This window comes from Vibrio sp. A8-1 (genome assembly GCF_013048685.1).
GTDB lineage: Bacteria > Pseudomonadota > Gammaproteobacteria > Enterobacterales > Vibrionaceae > Vibrio > Vibrio metschnikovii.
Map to the genome: position 1 here is coordinate 12,418 of NZ_VHTC01000030.1, position 20,508 is coordinate 32,925.

The following is a 20,508-nucleotide window of genomic DNA, read 5'->3' on the forward strand; positions in this document are numbered from 1 at the left end:
GAATACGGCTCCTAATTAGCGATGACTTAATGTCGCCAACGGAATGGCGACGACTAAGATTAAGCGGACGGTTGAGAGTGAAAATGCACCACGGAACGAATGCTTTCTCCGGAATGCATTAATTCAAAAGCTTCGTTGATCTTATCTAATGGCATGGTATGGGTAATAAATTCTTGTAAGCCAAATTCTCCGGCTAAGTATTGTTCGACGATAGCCGGTAATTGTGAGCGTCCTTTGACGCCGCCAAACGCACTGCCTCGCCATACTCGACCTGTTACTAACTGAAACGGACGTGTTGCGATCTCTTGCCCTGCACCCGCCACGCCAATGATCACTGATTCTCCCCAACCTTTATGGCAGCACTCTAAAGCTTGACGCATGACATTGACATTACCAATACACTCAAATGAGAAATCAACCCCGCCATCAGTCATTTCGACGATCACTTCCTGAATCGGTTTGGAAAACTGTTGCGGATTAATGCAGTCGGTCGCACCCAATTGCTGTGCTAAGGCAAACTTTTTCTCATTAATATCAATACCAATGATTCGACTGGCTCCTGCCATTCGAGCGCCAATAATCGCGGATAATCCGATCCCGCCAAGGCCAAAAATAGCGACGGTATCTCCTTGTTGAACTTTAGCCGTATTCAATACCGCGCCCATACCAGTTGTTACACCGCAGCCGAGTAGACACACTTCTTCCAATGGTGCTTGTTTATTGACTTTGGCAAGCGAGATTTCAGGCAGTACGGTGTATTCAGAAAAGGTAGAGCAGCCCATATAGTGGTAAATCGGTTGCCCATCTTTATAAAAGCGAGTCGTCCCATCGGGCATTAATCCTTTACCTTGTGTTGCGCGTACCGCTTGGCATAAGTTGGTTTTCCCTGAAGTACAGAATTTGCATTCGCCACATTCGGCAGTGTAGAGCGGGATCACGTGATCACCGACTTCTACGCTAGTCACACCTTCACCGACCATTTCGACAATTCCGCCTCCTTCATGGCCAAGAATAGTCGGAAAAACCCCTTCTGGGTCTTCACCGGAAAGGGTAAAAGCATCGGTATGACAAACACCAGTGGCAACAATTCGTACCAATACTTCGCCTTTACGAGGCAGCATCACATCGACTTCTTCGATGCTCAGTGGTTGATTCGGGCCCCAAGCAATGGCGGCGCGTGATTTGATAAATTTATCTTGTGACATAATCTATTCCTTGCGATATATCCTTCCTACTTGAAGCGGCAGCGGTGTTGGCTACGTTCGTTCACCCCCAATCACATAGTTTGCCTATGCTCATGGGGATTCACTCACTTGCCGCCTACCTGCAACTTCAAGTCGTTTGGTTATAGAGAAAAAGCTCAATGGTGAGATAGGGATTCAAGTGGTCACCACGAACTTAAGCCGTTAGGGGAGCCTTGCGGCTCACAACAAGGTCAGTATAGTGCTTTATTTTATTGCTATAATTAGCTCAAAATATGAATGACTTTTACAAATAAGTAATAATGGAGTGGTATGGCAAGTTGGGAAGGAGTGAATGAGTTTGTGGCGGTGGCAGAGGTTGGCAGCTTTACTCAGGCGGCTGAGCGCTTACACACCTCAGTGGCGAATATCAGTCGGCGGGTATTACAACTTGAGGAGAGGTTAGGGATAAAACTCTTGCTCAGGACGACACGTAAAGTCTCGTTAACGGAAGCGGGAATGCTGTATTACCAACAATGTAAAGTGTTGGTTGATGGTTTACTTCAGGCTGAGCAAGCGATAACGCAGATCCAACATACCCCAAGTGGCAAAATTAAAGTGACGGCTCCGGTGACGTATGGGGAGCAAAAAATAGCACCACTATTGCATGATTTTTTATTACTTTATCCGCAGCTTGAGTTGGAGTTGGTGTTAACCAATCAGAAATTAGATTTGATTGATCAAGGGATTGATTTAGCGATACGTTTAGGGCAATTGGAGGATTCCAGTTTTATCGCTCGTAAACTCAGTGATCGTCGTTTATATGTCTGTGCCAGTGAGGACTATTTAGCGCAATACGGTACCCCCTATGCGTTATCTGAATTAACGCGTCACTCTTGTTTGATTGGTACCCACGATCATTGGCGTTTTAAGGAACATCAACAATCCAGAAGCATCAAAGTGAGTGGTCGAATTCGCTGTAGTAGTGGCATGGTACTGCTGGATGCTGCCTTGAAAGGTATGGGACTGGCACAGTTACCCGATTATTATGTCACGGAACCTTTAGCTCAGGGCCGTTTAGTCGAGGTGTTAGCGACTTTTCGAGATGATCGTGAAGGAGTATGGGCGCTGTATCCACAAAATCGCCACTTATCAACCAAGGTTCGTCTGTTGGTTGACCATCTAACTCAGCATTTATCGCTTTAAGCTTACCGGATAAAGCGGTTAACGATATACTTTCTATCCCCCGCGACTTGAAGCGACAGCGGTGGTGGCCACGTTCTCACATCGTTTATCTATATGGATGGCGACTCACGTACCCTAACGCCAGGTTGTTTAGGTATATCATTTGTGTAAGAGGTTTTTATGAGCGACAGTCCTTCTTTGTTTTCCCAACAAGATGAAGTCTTTATGCGTCGTGCGATAGCGCTTGCTGCCAAGGCCGAAGCGGAAGGCGAGGTACCCGTCGGGGCGGTATTAGTCAAAGATGGTCAAGTGATCGCTGAGGGTTGGAATCGCTCGATTGGTGGGCATGATGCGACGGCTCATGCTGAGATCCAAGTGTTGCGTCAAGCTGGACAAGTGTTACAAAACTATCGTCTATTAGATACCACTTTATATGTCACCTTAGAACCATGTCCAATGTGTGCTGGCGCTTTGTTACACAGCCGAGTTGCACGGATTGTTTACGGCGCGCCAGATCTCAAAGCGGGAGCCGCAGGAACGGTGCTGAATTTGTTTGCGAGTCAAGCGGCTTACCATTACGCGGTCATTGAAAAGGGGTTATTAGAAGAGCAATGCCGTACTCAACTGCAAGCTTTTTTCAAACGTCGTCGGCAAGAAATTAAAGCTCAAAAAGAGCAACAAAAACAAAGGTAAGATAAAAATAGTGATGGGATGTGTTTCTGAGAAGGGGGCTGGCAAACATCTACAGCCTGATTGAGTCTTTGTGTAGATGTTTGCTGATATCCGATCAGTCTATCAGTTGCACGAAGGCACGATGACGTGCGAGCACTTTCTTCTTTGTGTTCGCCAGCATGCGACGGCGACGATTGGCTGATACTGCTTTGTTCAGGAGTTTTGATTGACGTTTTCGTTTCAACATAAACACCCTCCTATTATTATAAAAAATAATTAAACTTATCGATCCCTTACCACTGGAAGTTGCAGCCATGCGGATGGACTTTTTCATGGAGGCTGTAACTAGAAGTAGTTAGGGGGGATTCACTCACTTTCCGCCTACCTGCAACCTCAAGTCGTTTGGGTATAGCAAGGTAGGAGTAAAGTGTATCAATACTTTATTACCGTTAAATTTCACACTAGATATTTATGATTTTTAAGTATAAAAATCAAGATATTTTATTAGCGAACACCGAATTTTGTTGGGTAGATGATGAGACCGGTCGCTGTTCGCTAATCAGGATTTACTCGACGTCGACGTGATGGTCATTACTCTCATCCGCGCTCTCTTCTGGCTCGATAGTAATCACTAACAAGTCATCGATTCCGAGATCGGTATCGCTGCTGTGATGTGGATCCATATGGCCGATAATACTTTGATAATAGCGACGGATGTTTTCAACATAAGCGCGAGCTTCATCTCCACGAGCATAACCATAACGCGTTTGCGAGAAATAGCGTTGTTGACGCAAAAGAGGAAGACGATCTTTAACATCGGCCCAAGCATCTGGCGACCCACCTTGTTGGCGAGTTAGACGGCGAGCATCCATCATATGCCCATAGCCAATATTATACGAAGCCAATGCAAACCAGATTTTTTCATGCTGCGGAACACTGTCTGGAATGCGTGCAACCATTCTGCGTAGATACTCGACACCACCTTGAATCGATTGCTCTGCATCGAGTCGATTGGTCACTCCGACACTGCGCGCCGTTGGTAAGGTGAGCATCATCATTCCGCGAACGCCGGTTGGCGAGCGAGCAATCGGATTCCAGTGTGACTCTTGATAAGCCACCGCAGCAATTAAACGCCAGTCAAATTCTTCTGAATATTTTTGAAACAGCGGTGCCCATTTAGGTAAGCGAGTTTCCAAAGCACGGATAAAGGCGCGAGTATCCACATAGTCAAAGTTACCAACATGACCAATGTATTTCTCTTCTAAAGAGGCTAAGCTTCCAGATTGTTTGAGATTACCGAAAAACTCAATCATTAACGCATATAAGCTTTCATCATCTGAACGCCGCATAAACCACGAAATAGGCTGGTCTTCGGTCATTTCAAAGGCCATCGCGATATCTGGATAAATACGTTGTGAGAGTGAAATTTCTACTGAGTCTGCCATGGTAAACAGCAGCTCACCTTTAGAGACCTGTTTCAATAGCTCACTCACATCACTATTATTATCAATCACGTATTGAAAATCAGGATAACGCTCGGCAACGCTGGCTAATGTCGTAGTAAAATGAGAGTCGTTGACGATTTTAAAAATAGGCTGCTGATCATTATTTGCCAACAGTTCATCTTGTCTGGCGATTAACTGATTAATGTTACGAGGTCGCCATTGGCCAGGTTTATACACCACCTGTTGCGATACATAGTAATAGGCTGGCCCAGCGCGATACTCTTTTAAGCGCTGTTCTGATTGACTTAACCCAGCAGCAATAATATCTATCTCGCCATTTTTTAACGCTGGAAAGAGACTCGATGTACGATAGGCCGGTTTCATTTCTAACCGTACCCCTAGTTCACGAGCAAACTCTCTTGCTAATTCATAATCAAGACCCGCAGGACCATCTGGGCCAATGAAATAGGACAGCTGATTATTCAACGTACCGACTCGTAATACGCCTCTCTCGCGGATTTTTTCTAGCTCACTTTTCGGCTCAGAGTCAATTTGGCAGCCGCTGAGAACGAGCAGGGTTAATGCTAGCCATAGCGCACGATAGAAAAACGTGAAAGAAAATGGGGTCATTGATTAGCGATCTCTTACATCCGGTATGTCTTTATACCAAACCCGAGGCGTTGAAGGCAAAGTTTATACACCATCGCTCAGGAATAGGAACTTAACGACCTTATTTTTCTGAGCTTCTTGAACAACCTTGTCGAGCGAGCAATGAGGGCTGGTGCAAAATATACGAAAAAATGGCGCAAACGGTTGCTTTTAGTGTTACGTCACAAAAAGAAATCCTCTATAATGCCCTCGCAATAATGAGTCGACATTGGTATTTGTTTATTAATTCATACATAACTATTTGTAATGTAATGAACTTATTCCAATTTCATCTTAATCACTTGTATATAGAGACCTAAGCTCATGAGAATTTTGCGTGGCTCCCCAGCGCTTTCTGAATTTCGCATTCAAAAACTGCTCGAAACGTGTCGTCAACAAGACCTACCAGTTACTGGTATCTATGCTGAGTTTATGCATTTTGCTGCTCTTAATGCTGAGCTCGACAGCGCTGAACAGAGTAAATTGCAACAATTACTCACTTACGGCCCAACGATTCAAGAGCACCAACCGCAAGGTTTACTGTTGCTAGTCACGCCGCGTCCCGGCACCATCTCTCCTTGGTCTTCTAAAGCCAGTGACATTGCTCATAATTGCGGCTTAGGCAAAATTAAGCGCTTAGAGCGTGGCACGGCTTATTATATTGATAGTCAGAGCCCACTGACTGAGGCTCAAAAAAACGAACTAAGTCAATTACTTCATGATCGGATGATGGAAGTGGTATTCAGTGATTTAGAGTCGGCGAGCGCCTTGTTTACTGTCGCCGAACCTGCACCATTGTTACCGGTTGATATCCTCACCGGCGGCCGCGCTGCGCTTGAACAAGCAAACGTTTCCCTTGGTTTGGCATTAGCCGACGATGAAATTGACTACTTAGTCGAGAGTTTTACTCGTTTAGGTCGTAACCCTAATGACATTGAATTAATGATGTTTGCGCAAGCTAACTCTGAGCATTGTCGCCATAAAATCTTTAATGCCGATTGGACGATTGATGGCGTAGAGCAGAAAAAATCGCTGTTTAAGATGATCAAAAATACCTTTGAAGTCACCCCCGATCACGTCCTTTCTGCTTATAAAGATAACGCTGCCGTTATGACCGGTTCTAAAGTCGGCCGTTTCTTCCCGGATCCCGATTCTCGTCAATACACTTATCATCATGAAGATGCCCATATCTTAATGAAGGTAGAAACGCATAACCACCCAACGGCTATTTCACCATGGCCTGGTGCGGCAACGGGTTCGGGCGGTGAGATCCGTGATGAAGGCGCAACCGGTATCGGTGGTAAACCGAAGGCTGGATTAGTCGGTTTCAGCGTGTCTAACCTACGTATTCCTGGGTTTGTTCAACCGTGGGAAAGTGATTTTGGTAAGCCAAGCCGGATTGTCACCGCGTTAGACATTATGCTCGAAGGTCCACTAGGCGGCGCGGCGTTTAATAATGAGTTTGGTCGTCCTAACTTATTGGGTTATTTCCGAACCTATGAAGAGCAAGTGATCTCTCATGCGGGAGAAGAGGTGCGCGGCTATCATAAACCGATTATGATCGCTGGTGGGATGGGCAATATTCGCGCAGATCATGTGCAGAAAAAAGTGATCCCTGTTGGTGCGCAGTTAATTGTGCTGGGTGGCCCAGCGATGAATATTGGACTTGGTGGTGGTGCGGCATCGTCGATGGCATCGGGTCAATCAGCAGAAGATTTGGATTTTGCTTCTGTACAACGTGAAAATCCGGAAATGGAACGTCGCTGCCAAGAGGTTATCGACCGCTGTTGGCAAATGGGTGACGCTAACCCGATTGCCTTTATTCATGATGTTGGGGCGGGGGGTATTTCTAATGCCCTTCCTGAGTTAGTCAATGATGGTGATCGCGGCGGTAAATTCCAACTCCGTGATGTGCCCAACGATGAACCGGGCATGAGTCCACTAGAAATCTGGTGTAATGAATCTCAAGAACGTTATGTGCTAGCGGTTGCTCCAGAAAACATGCCAGTGTTTGAAGCGATTTGTAAACGTGAACGCGCCCCTTATGCGGTGGTTGGCGAAGCGACTCAAGAGCGCCATTTAACCCTTGAAGATAGCCATTTCGATAATACGCCGATTGATATGCCGATGGATATTTTGCTGGGTAAGCCACCGAAAATGCATCGTCAAGCCACTACGCAACAAGTACAAAGTCCGGCGTTAGACCGCTCTAATATTGAGATGAATGACGCTATTGATCGCGTCCTACGCTTGCCAGCCGTGGCCGAAAAAACCTTCTTAATTACCATTGGTGACCGCTCGGTAACTGGATTAGTGGCACGTGATCAGATGGTTGGGCCTTGGCAGGTGCCAGTAGCGAACTGTGCGGTAACCGCGGCCAGTTACGATACTTATCATGGCGAAGCGATGTCCATGGGCGAGCGTACGCCAGTTGCGTTGCTCGATTTTGCTGCTTCAGCACGCTTGGCGGTTGGTGAAGCGATCACCAACATTGCCGCCACGCATATTGGTGATATTAAACATATCAAGCTGTCTGCCAACTGGATGTCACCAGCAGGACACCCTGGGGAAGATGCTGGGCTTTATGCCGCAGTGAAAGCAGTTGGTGAAGAGCTTTGTCCGGCATTAGGGTTAACCATTCCCGTCGGTAAAGACTCCATGTCAATGAAAACCCAATGGCAAGATGATCAAGGGCAATCTCAATCGGTGACGTCACCATTATCACTGGTGATTACCGCTTTTGCTCGGGTGGAAGATGTGCGCAAAACCATCACTCCTCAGTTGAGAACCGATAAAGGTGAAACAAGCTTAGTTCTGATTGATTTGGGTAATGGTAAAAATCGCCTTGGTGCAACAGCGCTGGCTCAAGTTTATAAACAATTAGGCGATAAGCCAGCAGATGTTGATAATGCTGCGCAGTTAAAAGGTTTTTATAACGCGGTTCAAACGCTGGTCGCCCAGCAACAAGTGCTCGCTTATCACGATAAGGGCGATGGTGGTTTACTGGTTACGTTAGCAGAAATGGCCTTTGCTGGGCATTGTGGGATTGACGCTAATATTGCGCCATTGGGCGATGACCACTTAGCGATTCTGTTCAATGAAGAGCTTGGCGCTGTATTGCAGGTGCGCAACGAGGCGCTGACTTCAGTACTGGCTACCTTAGCGAATCATGGATTACAAGCCTGTTGCCATGTGATTGGTACGGTAACGGACTCGGATACGTTACGTATTACTTCAAATCAGCAAGTTGTGGTTGAACGTAACCGCACCCAGCTACGCACTATTTGGGCAGAAATGACCCATAAAATGCAGGCATTGCGTGATAACCCACGCTGCGCTGATCAAGAGTTTGCGGCTAAGCAAGATAACCTTGATCCGGGCTTGAATGCTCAGTTAACGTTTGATGTCCAGCAGGATATTGCCGCGCCGTATATTGCTAAGGGAAGCAAACCCAATATGGCTATCTTGCGTGAGCAAGGGGTCAACTCACACGTGGAAATGGCTGCTGCCTTCGATCGCGCTGGCTTTAATGCCGTCGATATTCACATGAGTGATATTTTAACGGGGCAAGTCGCTCTTGATGAGTACCATGGTTTGGTCGCTTGTGGCGGTTTCTCTTACGGAGATGTGCTCGGTGCTGGTGAGGGATGGGCGAAATCGGTCTTATTTAACCCCCAAGCTCGTGAGCAATTTGAGCGCTTTTTCCAACGCCAAGATACCTTTTCATTAGGGGTATGTAACGGTTGTCAAATGCTGTCTAATTTGAAAAGCTTGATTCCGGGCGCTGAGTTATGGCCACGGTTTGTGCGCAATGAATCTGAGCGTTTTGAAGCGCGCTTTAGTTTGGTGGAAATTCAACCGTCGCCGTCACTGTTTTTTAATCAGATGGCTGGTTCACGGATGCCGATTGCCGTTTCTCACGGTGAAGGCCGAGTGGAAGTGCGTGATAGCCGTCATTTAGACGCGATAGAGCAATCTGGTACGGTGGCGCTGCGTTTTGTGGATAACCATGGTCAAGCGACTCAACAATACCCGAACAACCCGAATGGCTCGCCAAATGCGATTACTGGCTTAACGACCCAAGATGGCCGAGTGACGATCATGATGCCGCATCCTGAGCGAGTATTCCGTACGGTTGCTAACTCATGGCATCCTGATCATTGGGGAGAAAATGGTCCTTGGATGCGTATGTTCCAAAATGCGCGTAAAAACCTCGGTTAAGTTTACTCTTTAACGGAGCGATGCTCGTGCTCTAATACCCCATCAAGCCGCGGTTCGTCTGCGGCTTGATGCTATCGGTTGAGCGTAAAATTTTGCAAAAAAAGCGGAAAAATAGTGAAATTTGTGCTCTAATGCCGCGCTTACCAAGGGATGGTGTTCAACATATTCAGCGGCTAAGCCAGTCGGCTCTAAGCGCGATTAACGTTGATGAGTAATCCCTTCTTCTTCCCTTAGGAAAATGAAAATGTCAGACAGTAAAAAATTCACGATTAAAGTGACCGAAAAGAATAATGGTTGGGCGGCAGAAATTGTTCGTCAAGTTACCTCCCGTCGCACCGTCGTTTCAAAGCGCGAAATGGGTTTTGAGAGCGAAGCACAGGCACAAGCTTGGGCTGAAAAAGAGTTGATTGGTTTTATTGAAAGCCAAGCTAAGCGTAATGAGCGCAAAGCCGTTGCAAGAAAAGAAAAACAAGAGAAACAAGAGAAACAAGACTAACGCGTTTCGTTTCGTCGACTTGTTGGATGATAAAAAACCCACGTCAATTTGTGGGTTTTTTACATTTATGGCCCATACCATCTTGTCTATCAAGTCGAGCTATGCGTATTAGCGAAACTGACCAACCTCAGGTAAAAACTCAAACCCCGCATTGGCCAAGCGTGCTTCTAATGCCTGACGATCGATAGCAAAATGATCACTCAACTTATCAAGGTCACCAGCAAACTCATCGCGCAGCTTCATATTAACGATACTCATCAGCATGATGGGATCCATATTCGCAAAATTGTCGAGCATCATGCTTAGTCCTCAAAATCAGAAATGAGCAAATTGGCAGCAGCGAAAGCGGCTTTTTCTTGAGTGTCTTTAGGCAGAGTCGGATCGGCAGCAATATCATTTAAGGTTTTTACTGCGCAGGAGATAGCTTTAGGGATATAGCCTTGATCGCCACTGCCAATTTGTGCGTACAGCTCGCGGACTAAATCACAACAATCGTAAACTCGCATCTGGGTTTCCTATTGATAGATGATAACGGCTCGCAATGATACACAGGGTATGTTCAGAAAACAAAATCATTCTCTCGTTTCCGACTTGAAGCGATAAGGGCTCTATACATTAATGGTGAATAGATAGTCTTGGAACCCACATGGGATAGAACTGATTTTTGCCGTTTTTAAGGTGGAGCTTTTAAGCAGCATCGATAAAAAAGGCTGCCATTCAGCAGCCTTCATTGAGAATGAGTGATGGATGATCATCCACTCACATCGTTTAGTTATCGCCCAATTGCTCGTGAATAAAGCTCACCATATTGGCCATGGGGACGGCAGACTTTTCACCACTGCGACGATGTTTGTACTCAAAGTTGCCTTCATCCATGCTGCGATCACCGATAATGATCGTATGCGGAATACCGATCAGTTCCATATCCGAGAACATCACGCCTGGGCGCTCTTTACGATCGTCAAACAAGACTTCAATACCGGCTGCGGTTAATTCCGCATAGAGTGTTTCCGCCGCTTGTTGAACTCGCTCAGATTTGTGCATGTTCATTGGTACAATCGCGACTTGGAAAGGGGCGAGTGCATCTGGCCAGATAATGCCGTACTTATCATGGTTTTGCTCGATGGCTGAAGCCACAACACGAGAAACCCCAATCCCATAACAACCCATTTCTAAAATAGTGTGTTTACCATTGGAATCGAGTACGCCACAGTTCATCTTTTCCGAGTAGTTAGTCCCTAGCTGGAAGATATGACCCACTTCGATACCGCGTTTCAGCATCAAGGTTCCTTTACCGCATGGGCTTGGGTCGCCTTCAACGACGTTACGCAGATCTTCCACTTTCGCTAGCTCAACATCACGGCCCCAGTTAATACCGAAGTAGTGTTTGCCGTCAATATTGGCACCCGCGCCAAAGTCACTCATCACCGCTACAGTGCGATCAACGATAAATGGTAGCTGAAGGCCGACTGGTCCAAGAGAACCAGGACCCGCACCAATCAGCGCGCGAATTTCTTCTTCGCTGGCCATTTCTAATGGAGCGGCAACTTCAGCGAGTTTCTCTGCTTTGATTTCATTGAGTTCATGATCACCACGGATGATCAGTGCCACGATAGGGGCATCGATCTCATCAGAGGCTTTGACAAACAGTGTTTTAACGGTTTTCTCGATCGGTAGACCGTGCTGCTCAACCAATTCAGCGATGGTTTTTGCGTTTGGTGTATCAACCAGCGTCATTTCTTGGGTTGGAGCTGGGCGCTCGATTGCTGGCGCTACCGCTTCCGCTTTTTCAATGTTGGCTGCGTAATCTGACTCAGTAGAGAAAGCAATAATGTCCTCACCACTTTCAGCCAGCACGTGGAATTCATGCGAACCGTTACCACCAATCGCACCGGTATCGGCTAATACGGGACGGTAATCCAGCCCCATACGATCGAAGGCTTTACAGTAAGCGTCGTGCATCGCTTGGTACGATTTTTCTAGACCGTCTTTGTCGATATCAAAGCTGTAAGCATCCATCATACAAAATTCACGGGCACGCATCACACCAAAACGAGGGCGGCGTTCATCACGGAATTTGGTTTGAATTTGGTACAGGTTCAACGGCAGTTGCTTGTAAGAGCTGACCTCGTTACGAACGAGGCTGGTTATTACTTCTTCAGCCGTTGGGCTAAGAACAAACGGACGAGTATGGCGGTCAGTAAAGCGAAGTAGTTCCGGGCCCATTTTTTCTGAGCGGCCGGTCTCTTCCCACAGTTCAAACGGCTGGACAACGGGCATCAAGGTTTCAATCGCACCGGCGTTATCGATCTCTTGACGAACGATGTTTTCGACTTTACGCAGTACACGCAGACCAGTAGGTAGCCAAGTATAAAGACCTGAAGCCAGCTTACGGATCATACCTGCACGTAACATGAGCTGGTGGCTCACGACTTCAGCGTCGTTTGGAGTCTCCTTCAGAGTAGAAAGAAGATATTGACTGGTACGCATTCTATGGTATCCGTTTCATCATGATTGAAAAGCCCCTCATCATTATGAGGGCGTAAAATTAAGCCTTGTATAATATCAGCCAATCGGCTTTGTCAAAAGCGTTCAATGCTCGTTACTGTCACTAACTTATCGAGAACGGTAAATTTCACATTCAAATTGAACAAATTGACCGCATATTCCTTATTGTCCAGTTGGTTTTTCTTGTAGGCGGGACGTGGATCTTGCGCTAAAACCTGCTCAATCACTTGTTGTTCATGGTGATGCCCCGTAAGTCTATTGAGTTGTGTTTGTGCTTGAGGGGAGAAAACCACAGGCAACCGCTCTGGTTCATGGTCGGCATAGCCTCCGGTCGCTTGAGGAATTGCATCCGAGTATGGAATATAAGGCTTAATATCAATCACTGGTGTGTGATTGACCAAATCGACACTGCCTAATTCAAGAAACAATTGCTCACCTTGTTTGGTTATCCCTTTTAGTTCAACGGCAGACATACCGATGCCATTCGGGCGAAAGGTTGAGCGGGAAGCAAAGACTCCAACCCGTTCATTGCCACCAAGGCGAGGTGGTCTTACCGTTGGCTTCCAGCCTGCGGCCAAATTTTGATCAAATAAGAACAGCAACCAGAGATGAGAAAATTGTTCAATGCCACGCACGGCTTCCGGGGTATTCGCCGTCCCGAGGAGCTTTAAACGTGCGGTTGCCGCGGGCACTAAGCGAGGTTGACGAGGAACCGCAAATTTTTCTTGATAGGGACTTTCAATAATACCAATAGGATCAATTGTATACATAACCGAACGCTGAATAATAAGAATGAGACATGCCAACATAGCACATTTTTTACTTGCATTTTCAGTTGATAATGATTATTAATTGATATGTTATAATGTATCAATTTTCGGAGGGGCTATGAAAGTAGGAATTCATCCTGAATATCGACCAGTGGTGTTTCATGATACCAGTGTTGATAAATATTTTATGATTGGTTCGACATTAAAAACCGATCGCACGATCGAGTGGCAAGATGGCAAAACTTACCCTTATTTTACGGTCGAAGTTTCAGCAGAATCGCATCCTTACTACACGGGTAAGCAGCGTGTGATTCAAAAAGAGGGACGTGTGGCTAACTTTAATCGTCGCTTTGCTCAATTTACCAAGGAATAAACCATGAAAGTCTTAAGTTCGTTAAAAAGCGCAAAATTACGCCATCCAGATTGCCAAATTGTCAAAAGACGGGGCCGTTTGTACGTGATTTGTAAAACCAATCCGCGCTTTAAAGCCGTGCAGCGTTAAAAATTGGACAGGATCATGAACAGCGAAAGGAAGGCGGTTTAGGTTCGATCACAAAACACGTTAAACAGTAATGACTCATCAGATGATTGATTTACCGATTAATCATCTGATTTTTTGTTTAAAATTGGTTAAAAATAAGACTGAAACTTACACTTTGTAACATGTTCAATTTTTACTTATTCGTTTCCTCAAGTAATCTGCGCTCGATTTTGACATTTTTGTCACATATGAGTAGGAATAATAACAAGGAGGGAACAGATGAGTTCATCTGCTTCGATTAATCAACCAGCACCGAAAAAACCGCGCTTTACACGGTTTTTAGATGCTGTGGAATATTTAGGGAATTTATTACCTCATCCCATCACACTGTTTGCCATTTTTTGCGTGGCAATTTTAGTCGCCTCAGGTATTGCTGGTTATTTTGAAGTATCGGTTGTCGATCCCCGACCTGAAGGTGCAAGAGGTCGTGCTGCCGATGGTATGATCCATGTGGTCAGCTTACTGAATGGCGATGGTTTACAGCGCATTGTGACCAATCTTGTTACTAACTTTACCGGTTTTGCTCCTTTGGGCACGGTGTTAGTTGCCATGCTGGGTGTCTCGATTGCTGAGCATTCTGGCCTGCTGTCTGCTGCGATCCGTGGCATGGTGATGGGCGCTTCAAAACGCATGGTTACGTTTACGGTTATTTTTGCCGGTATCATGTCTAACACGGCGGGTGAACTGGGTTATGTGGTGCTTATTCCACTTGCCGCCATGCTGTTCCATTCATTGGGGCGTCATCCTTTAGCTGGCTTAGCGGCTGCGTTTGCGGGTGTTTCTGGTGGTTATTCTGCCAACCTACTCATTGGTACGGTCGATCCGCTGCTTTCTGGGATTACGGAAACGGCGGCGCGAATTTTGGACCCAGAATACATCGTAGGCCCAGAAGTAAACTGGTACTTTATGGCTGTTTCCACCTTCTTTATTGCAATTGCTGGTGCTTGGGTTACGGAAAAAATTGTTGAGCCTAAATTGGGTAAGTACAATGTGGCTGAAGCGGGTGATGACTTATCACAAGATAAAATGGGCTTTTTGACCGATGTGGAAAAGAAAGGCTTAAAATACGCTGGATTCGCCACCGTCGTTGTTTGCGGACTGTTAGCTTGGACGATTGTGCCGGAAAATGGCGTATTGCGTCACCCTGAAACCGGGCTGGTTGCGGGTTCCCCGTTCTTACGCAGTATCGTTGCTTTCATCTTTGTGTTCTTTGCTGTTCCTGGCTTTGTCTACGGTAAAGTCGTTGGTACGATGAAAAATGACCGCGATGTGATTGATGCGATGGCAAAATCCATGTCCTCAATGGGCATGTATATCGTGTTGGTATTTTTTGCCGCTCAGTTTGTAGCATTTTTTAGCTGGACTAACTTTGGTCAAGTGTTTGCTGTCGGTGGTGCTTCCTTCTTGCAAACCATTGGTTTGACTGGTCCAATGCTGTTTTTTGCTTTTATTCTGATGTGTGGCTTTATTAACCTGATGATCGGCTCGGCTTCAGCACAATGGGCGGTCACGGCACCTATTTTTGTGCCTATGTTGATGCTTGTTGGCTATGCACCGGAGACCATTCAAGCGGCGTACCGTATTGGTGACTCTGTGACCAATATCATTACCCCCATGATGAGTTATTTTGGTTTGATATTAGCGATTGCGAGTCGATACATTAAAAATCTAGGCATTGGTACGCTGATTGCGGTCATGATCCCTTATACGATTGTCTTTACATTAGGTTGGAGTGTACTGTTCTTTGTATGGGTATTTGTGCTGGGTATGCCTGTCGGGCCGGGCGCTGCAACCTATTATATTCCTTAATCTTTTTACTTTAACGAAAGAGTAAAAACAGGCTTAACGCCGCTGCGATGATGAAAATGGCAGCGGCGTTTTTTGATCGTAAACAGGGGCATCTCGACATGACCAAGATTATCTGACAACGTTTAGCGTCGGCGAGTCAACCAGCGATCGAGATGGTTGGCGAATTCACGTCGCTCGGTTTGAGATAACGCATTGGGACCACCCGTTTGAATACCGCTTGAGCGCATGGTATCGAGAAAATCTCGTATGTTCAGCCGAGCTTTAATGGTTTCAGTGGTAAACAGCTCTCCTCGTGAACTCAGTGCTAATGCACCTTTCGTGATCACTTCGTCGGCTAATGGGATGTCTGAGGTGATAACTAAATCTCCCTTTTCGACTCGCTTAACAATTTCATTGTCGGCAATATCAAACCCAGCAGGAACTTGCAATGCAATGATATTACTGCGTTTAGGGAGTGGGATTTGATGGTTAGCAACAAACGTACATTCTACTCCCGTACGTTCAGCGGCTCTGATCAGGGTTTCTCTGATCACCTTAGGACATGCGTCGGCATCGACCCAAATTTTCATCTTGATTCCTTCTGATTGGTCAGTTCGGCGGCTAACTGTTCGACTCTAGTACTGAGCATCGCGAGTTGCTGTTCAAGTTGGGCAATACGTTGTTGATCCGTCAGTGGAGTAACGCTATTGACCTCAACCTTTGGGACTCGTTGGGCTTGTTTCCAACTTGTTATTGCCGCAATAAGGACGGGGATTGGCAGCGAGGTGCTAAGGCGAGATTTCACCAGAGCCACCGTTGGCGCTTTTCCCTGTTGTTGTAATTGCGTGAAAATAGCCTGTAATTCATGCGATAGATCTTTACTGAGCATATTCTGTCCTTGTGTCATGGATAGTGCCTATCTTACCCATAAATGATGGCTTCGTGTTGAGTTTTCTCTTCTCTCAATCTTTGTTCTTTTGGTAGCAAAAGAGGGCGTTGCGTGTAAGAGATCGCTTACCTGTGATGTGCGAGAAAAGCGCTACGTTATTGAAGTCTTAAGATATGAAAACTCTAATAGATTGTTTTATAAGTGATTAAATTTAATGTTGAATTATTTGAGTGATATGAAACTTGAACTTGGGATTGAATCGTGGCCAGAAGTGAGTAGATTAATAGCTGTCGCAGCGGAAGTGACAAGGAATAGGAATGACACAAGGAGTGTTGCTTCAAGGATGAGACGGTGAATCGGAACATCGCCGCAAGGATTAGGACTCATTAAGGATATGACCATTGACATGAGGTTGATGGGCAAGGAAAGCAGGACCCTATGGAATAGGTCGGAACCCCTTCAGGATGAGGGTAGGACACCGCTCAAGGAACAAGTGAAGGAAACTAACCAGGATCGGTTAGTGTCATGGATGAATAGGACACCGCCAAGGTGGCGATGCATAGGATAAGGTCACTGGATTGTACCGCTACTATTAGGGACGATGCAGGGAGCACGAACAAGTAGCTGGATCGCTATAAGTAAGACTTAAGCCCCGATACCATGTGTGTCGGGGCTTTTCTTAGTTCGGATAGGGCAGTGAAAACATGATGTTGCTGCCGGTAATGTCGAACGGTTTGAGTATAATGATAATTATAATAATGTGATGTTGAGCAAATGACATCAAGATCAATACGTCATCGTTGGGATTGGTTTACTTTCGCCTACTTCTTCAAGAAAACTCCGCAGTGGCTTAGCGCTGTTTATATCGCGAGACGGTGAAGTGGCAAGGTTATCGTGATACCCGCGCTATCATTATGATGGCTACGGAGTACGACGATTGTTTCTTTACTCGTTTTAGGTATTGAGAGAATTGATATTGTTGAGAACAAGGATGGCCCGTGACGATAGTAACACGTAGAACGTTAATAGTGCCTTATACCGAGACGTTTGAATCTGATTTTTTGATGCTTAATTGTTGTGCTAAAAATCGTGCCCAAATGAATGGCCCGAAAACCGTGGCTGCGGCGAGACAGCAATTTCAACGTATTTTACATGACCCTCACTTACATGCGATGGCTGTGCTGGATAATTATAATCGTGAATACATGGGGCATTTGTACGTTGAAGTCGACGAGCAGAGTGCTGAGTTGGGCTTTGTGTTCGATAAAAGCTATTGGGGACAAGGGATCGCCAATGAGGCATTGCAGGCTTTTTTCCCTAAAATTTGTCAACGATTACACCTTGAGAAGGTGATGGCTAGGGTCAACGCTCAGCATGCGGCGGCTCAATCTATTTTGGATAAATTAGGTTTTGTTTCGATAAGAACGGAAGACGACATTTTTGGCGTGTTTTATGAGTATCAATGGCAACGCCAAACCGAGTTATCCTCATTTGCCAGTTACTCTCTCTGAGCAGTAACGGCGTTAAGCTTAAAGCATTCGGTGCGGCGGCAGATGAAAGCCCGAGGGGGTAAAGCCGACCATCACCAGTTGCCCTTGATAGCAATCATCGCCGAGTGCAGAGAATTCAAAATAGTAAACCGTATGCCAACGCCAGCGATGAGCTGGCGTTTTCCATTTATGCTGCCCAAAAGAGACACTGAGTAACTGTAAATCTAATGCTGCACATTTACGTGCTATACACTGTTTGGCTATTTCTGATTGACGACGCTGCTGCCAAAATAGGTAACAGATTAAGCTCAGTAGAATGATGCCAATAAGGTTATCAATCATTCGCTTTCCTTTATGGCGATGAAGGTTTGGTGGCACGCTGTAAATTGACCAGCGCTTGAGAGAGTTCTGGTGAAGGGCTGCTATGGAGTAGCGGTAATAGCACGACTCGCAGCTCTGGTAACATGACTAAATCAGCAAAAATTTGATTAAATAGCGTTTGATCGCCACTTTGCGCTAGGCGCAGTAAAAATCGTTGAGCACGTCCGCTTTGTTTTAGCGCAGACCAGCAACGACCGGCAATAGCAATCAGCACTTCTGGGTGACAAAAAGAAGAGTCATCCAACACTTGATCAATCCATTGAGCTAGCTGCTCTGGCGTCCCTCCAGAGAGTGCTCGGATCAACGCGGCCAATAAAAATAGATCACCTTCAGGTTGCGTAATGCAAACTCGTAATTTCTCATCGAGAGCCTGTGCTAGGTCATTAGGTAATGAGCTGTGTTCAAGGGCTCCGAGCAGAGCGTAGAGCACTGGCGAAGGTAAATGGGGTAACGCATTGATGATTAACTGGCTATTATTAGCGTCGTTAAGGCGTGCACAGATATCGCTAATACCTTGCAGGCCAACACTTTGCCAGTTATCCCATCCTAAATCACCCGTTAAGTAATGCTGGGCATGTTCATAATATTGGCTACTTGGCAATGAGAGCTGTCGGCGAATTTGACTATGAATGACCGCCATTTTTTCTTCGCTTGGCTTAAAGGTATAAGGATTATTAGCAAGCTTTTGTTGTTGAGCTTCGGTTAATTCGCCGGTGAGGCGCGAGCCCATTGCTTCGAGAACGTAGCTAAGAAACTGGCCTATTTCCGCTTGGGCCAGTAACCCGCGTTCATCAAGATTAAATTTTACAAACCATATCCACGGTTGTTGGTGTTGATGCCAATAAACAATCGCTAGATGAGCCTGACGTTGCAACGGGTAAGGGTACGGCTGTCTTGCTTGTTCAACATGGTGAAATCGTTGTGCATCGACGGGTTGGATTCGCCGTCCCAGATCAAAAATCTGATAGTGTACTTCACTCTGTTGGAGTAAATCAGTGAGGGTATGAATCGGCTGCATAAGGGATTATTTGTTCCTAACTTTCTTTGTTTAATAAATGGTATCATTTGTCGCAAATTCAAGGCCCAATAAATAAACATTGATGATCAATCCGACACCTTTACCGGTTTTGCTGCAACAATTAACTACAGAACTCAAAGCGGCGGCTTTATGGCAAGCACATCGCCCAACGGAAGATAAGCTCCTCAGTCGAGAGCCGTTTGCTATTGATACGCTACACCCACACGAATGGCTACAATGGATTTTTTTACCTCGAATGTGGCAATTACTCGACACGAAACAACCTTTGCCTAGAGAGTTTTTGTTAACGCCTTATTTTGTTGAAGCGTGGAAAGGGCAATCCGGCTATCAGCCGTTGATTGAGGTATTAATGGAGATAGATAGAGTGGCGCAACAATGTTAGAGATTATTTATCAAGACCCGTATCTGGTTGCAGTCAATAAGCCTGCGGGAATGCTCGTTCATCGCTCTTGGTTGGATAAGCATGAAACTCAATTTGTGATGCAAACCTTACGTGATCAAATTGGTCAACATGTCTTCCCTTTGCACCGCTTAGATCGACCGACATCTGGCGTACTTGTGTTTGCATTATCCAGCGAAGTCGCCTCAACACTGATGCCCATGTTTGCTAGTCAACAAATGGAAAAAACTTACCATGCTGTAGTGCGAGGCTGGATTGAGCAAGCGGATGTTTTGGATTATCCATTGAAGGTTGAGTTAGATAAAATCGCCGATAAGTTTGCTCAAGAAGATAAAGAGCCGCAATCAGCAATGACTGCTTATCGACCGCTGGCCAAAGTTGAAGTGCCTTTTTCTACCGGCAAGTTTGCCACCACCCGCTACAGTTTGATGGAATTGAAACCGAAGACTGGTCGTAAACATCAACTGCGGCGTCATATGGCACATTTGCGTCACCCGATTGTTGGCGATACCACTCATGGTGATGGTAAACATAATCGCTTGTACCGTGAGCAGTATCAAGTGCAGCGTTTGATGCTTCACGCTAGCCAATTAAGCTTTATTCATCCTTATACAGAGCAAATGGTCACCTTAAACGCAGGGTTTGATGACGATTGGCAACGCTTGTTTAGCACTTTTTCATGGCCAGACCCACAACAAAAAAGCCTTCTCGATTGAGAAGGCTTTCCTTGTATAGAGAAAACCCCCAGCTAGGCTGGGGGTTCCGTAAAGCTTTCAGCTATAAGTCAGTTATAAAGCCCCTTTCAATTTGTTAAAACACTCTTGCGGTCTGGCAACTGCGAGAGTTAAACGAAA

The 20,508-nt window shown here is 45.8% G+C and carries 21 protein-coding genes; 10 read left to right on the forward strand and 11 right to left on the reverse strand.

Annotated features, from left to right (window positions below; translation table 11 throughout):
• Positions 1-59: 59 nt before the first annotated feature.
• Positions 60-1,205: an S-(hydroxymethyl)glutathione dehydrogenase/class III alcohol dehydrogenase gene (locus tag FKN93_RS13875; protein WP_161425927.1), complete on the reverse strand. Its 1,146-nt coding sequence runs from the start codon at positions 1,203-1,205 to the stop codon at positions 60-62.
• 309 nt (positions 1,206-1,514) lie between these two features.
• Between FKN93_RS13875 and FKN93_RS13880 the strand changes: the two genes are divergently transcribed.
• Complete coding sequence (locus FKN93_RS13880) at positions 1,515-2,387, forward strand: LysR family transcriptional regulator (protein WP_158138036.1); 873 nt, start codon at positions 1,515-1,517, stop codon at positions 2,385-2,387.
• 159 nt (positions 2,388-2,546) lie between these two features.
• Positions 2,547-3,059, forward strand: coding sequence for a tRNA adenosine(34) deaminase TadA (gene tadA, locus FKN93_RS13885; protein WP_170905333.1), 513 nt, complete (start codon positions 2,547-2,549; stop codon positions 3,057-3,059).
• A 94-nt stretch (positions 3,060-3,153) separates the two neighbouring features.
• On the opposite strand, the gene FKN93_RS18060 is transcribed toward tadA, so the two are convergent.
• Together FKN93_RS18060 and mltF are read right to left on the reverse strand one after the other, a co-directional pair.
• Entirely contained in the window at positions 3,154-3,285 is a 132-nt protein-coding gene (locus FKN93_RS18060; protein ID WP_004395771.1) for a hypothetical protein, read from the reverse strand.
• A gap of 319 nt (positions 3,286-3,604) precedes the next feature.
• Positions 3,605-5,113, reverse strand: a complete 1,509-nt coding sequence (gene mltF / locus FKN93_RS13890; protein ID WP_158144153.1) for a membrane-bound lytic murein transglycosylase MltF — start codon at positions 5,111-5,113, stop codon at positions 3,605-3,607.
• 342 nt (positions 5,114-5,455) lie between these two features.
• Here mltF and purL point away from each other — a divergent pair, with 342 nt between their 5' ends.
• Entirely contained in the window at positions 5,456-9,352 is a 3,897-nt protein-coding gene (gene purL, locus FKN93_RS13895) for a phosphoribosylformylglycinamidine synthase (RefSeq protein WP_170905334.1), read from the forward strand.
• Positions 9,353-9,596: 244 nt separating this feature from the next.
• The gene (locus FKN93_RS13900) at positions 9,597-9,848 is read left to right on the forward strand and encodes a DUF3622 domain-containing protein (RefSeq protein WP_158144151.1); all 252 of its coding nucleotides are present in this window, start codon (positions 9,597-9,599) and stop codon (positions 9,846-9,848) included.
• Positions 9,849-9,956: 108 nt separating this feature from the next.
• On the opposite strand, the gene FKN93_RS13905 is transcribed toward FKN93_RS13900, so the two are convergent.
• The 4 genes from FKN93_RS13905 to tsaA all read right to left on the reverse strand — a co-directional run bounded on the left by FKN93_RS13905 (position 9,957) and on the right by tsaA (position 13,126).
• On the reverse strand, positions 9,957-10,148 hold the full coding sequence (locus FKN93_RS13905) for a DUF4250 domain-containing protein (RefSeq protein WP_040904594.1): 192 nt from the start codon (positions 10,146-10,148) through the stop codon (positions 9,957-9,959).
• A 2-nt stretch (positions 10,149-10,150) separates the two neighbouring features.
• Positions 10,151-10,354 (reverse strand): YaeP family protein, encoded by a 204-nt coding sequence (locus FKN93_RS13910; RefSeq protein ID WP_004395765.1) that lies wholly within the window; start codon positions 10,352-10,354, stop codon positions 10,151-10,153.
• 262 nt (positions 10,355-10,616) lie between these two features.
• Complete coding sequence (locus FKN93_RS13915; protein WP_158144150.1) at positions 10,617-12,338, reverse strand: proline--tRNA ligase; 1,722 nt, start codon at positions 12,336-12,338, stop codon at positions 10,617-10,619.
• 92 nt (positions 12,339-12,430) lie between these two features.
• Positions 12,431-13,126, reverse strand: a complete 696-nt coding sequence (gene tsaA, locus FKN93_RS13920) for a tRNA (N6-threonylcarbamoyladenosine(37)-N6)-methyltransferase TrmO (RefSeq protein ID WP_161438454.1) — start codon at positions 13,124-13,126, stop codon at positions 12,431-12,433.
• 118 nt (positions 13,127-13,244) lie between these two features.
• Here tsaA and FKN93_RS13925 point away from each other — a divergent pair, with 118 nt between their 5' ends.
• From FKN93_RS13925 to FKN93_RS13935, 3 genes are all read left to right on the forward strand, one after another.
• Positions 13,245-13,499: a type B 50S ribosomal protein L31 gene (locus FKN93_RS13925; RefSeq protein ID WP_154168816.1), complete on the forward strand. Its 255-nt coding sequence runs from the start codon at positions 13,245-13,247 to the stop codon at positions 13,497-13,499.
• Between the two features lie 3 nt (positions 13,500-13,502).
• On the forward strand, positions 13,503-13,628 hold the full coding sequence (gene ykgO / locus FKN93_RS13930; RefSeq protein WP_040904587.1) for a type B 50S ribosomal protein L36: 126 nt from the start codon (positions 13,503-13,505) through the stop codon (positions 13,626-13,628).
• A 258-nt stretch (positions 13,629-13,886) separates the two neighbouring features.
• Positions 13,887-15,476: an AbgT family transporter gene (locus FKN93_RS13935; protein WP_154168814.1), complete on the forward strand. Its 1,590-nt coding sequence runs from the start codon at positions 13,887-13,889 to the stop codon at positions 15,474-15,476.
• 122 nt (positions 15,477-15,598) lie between these two features.
• Here FKN93_RS13935 and FKN93_RS13940 read toward each other — a convergent pair whose 3' ends face one another.
• Positions 15,599-16,045 (reverse strand): YaiI/YqxD family protein, encoded by a 447-nt coding sequence (locus FKN93_RS13940; RefSeq protein ID WP_154168812.1) that lies wholly within the window; start codon positions 16,043-16,045, stop codon positions 15,599-15,601.
• Positions 16,042-16,344: a hypothetical protein gene (locus FKN93_RS13945; protein WP_154170688.1), complete on the reverse strand. Its 303-nt coding sequence runs from the start codon at positions 16,342-16,344 to the stop codon at positions 16,042-16,044. The genes FKN93_RS13940 and FKN93_RS13945 overlap by 4 nt, the downstream gene beginning before the upstream one ends.
• Positions 16,345-17,342: 998 nt before the next feature.
• Between FKN93_RS13945 and FKN93_RS13950 the strand changes: the two genes are divergently transcribed.
• Positions 17,343-17,855 carry a GNAT family N-acetyltransferase gene (locus FKN93_RS13950; RefSeq protein WP_154168810.1) on the forward strand — a complete coding sequence of 171 codons (513 nt, stop codon included), beginning with the start codon at positions 17,343-17,345 and terminating at the stop codon, positions 17,853-17,855.
• An 18-nt stretch (positions 17,856-17,873) separates the two neighbouring features.
• Here the strand turns inward: FKN93_RS13950 and FKN93_RS13955 are convergent, their stop codons facing one another.
• Together FKN93_RS13955 and FKN93_RS13960 are read right to left on the reverse strand one after the other, a co-directional pair.
• Positions 17,874-18,176: a DUF3301 domain-containing protein gene (locus tag FKN93_RS13955; protein WP_154168808.1), complete on the reverse strand. Its 303-nt coding sequence runs from the start codon at positions 18,174-18,176 to the stop codon at positions 17,874-17,876.
• Between the two features lie 10 nt (positions 18,177-18,186).
• Complete coding sequence (locus FKN93_RS13960; protein ID WP_170905335.1) at positions 18,187-19,233, reverse strand: DUF3549 family protein; 1,047 nt, start codon at positions 19,231-19,233, stop codon at positions 18,187-18,189.
• Positions 19,234-19,315: 82 nt separating this feature from the next.
• On the opposite strand from FKN93_RS13960, the gene FKN93_RS13965 reads away from it, so the two are divergent.
• Complete coding sequence (locus FKN93_RS13965; protein ID WP_170905336.1) at positions 19,316-19,636, forward strand: YqcC family protein; 321 nt, start codon at positions 19,316-19,318, stop codon at positions 19,634-19,636.
• Positions 19,630-20,370 carry a tRNA pseudouridine(65) synthase TruC gene (gene truC / locus FKN93_RS13970; RefSeq protein ID WP_170905337.1) on the forward strand — a complete coding sequence of 247 codons (741 nt, stop codon included), beginning with the start codon at positions 19,630-19,632 and terminating at the stop codon, positions 20,368-20,370. The genes FKN93_RS13965 and truC overlap by 7 nt, the downstream gene beginning before the upstream one ends.
• Positions 20,371-20,508: the final 138 nt, after the last annotated feature.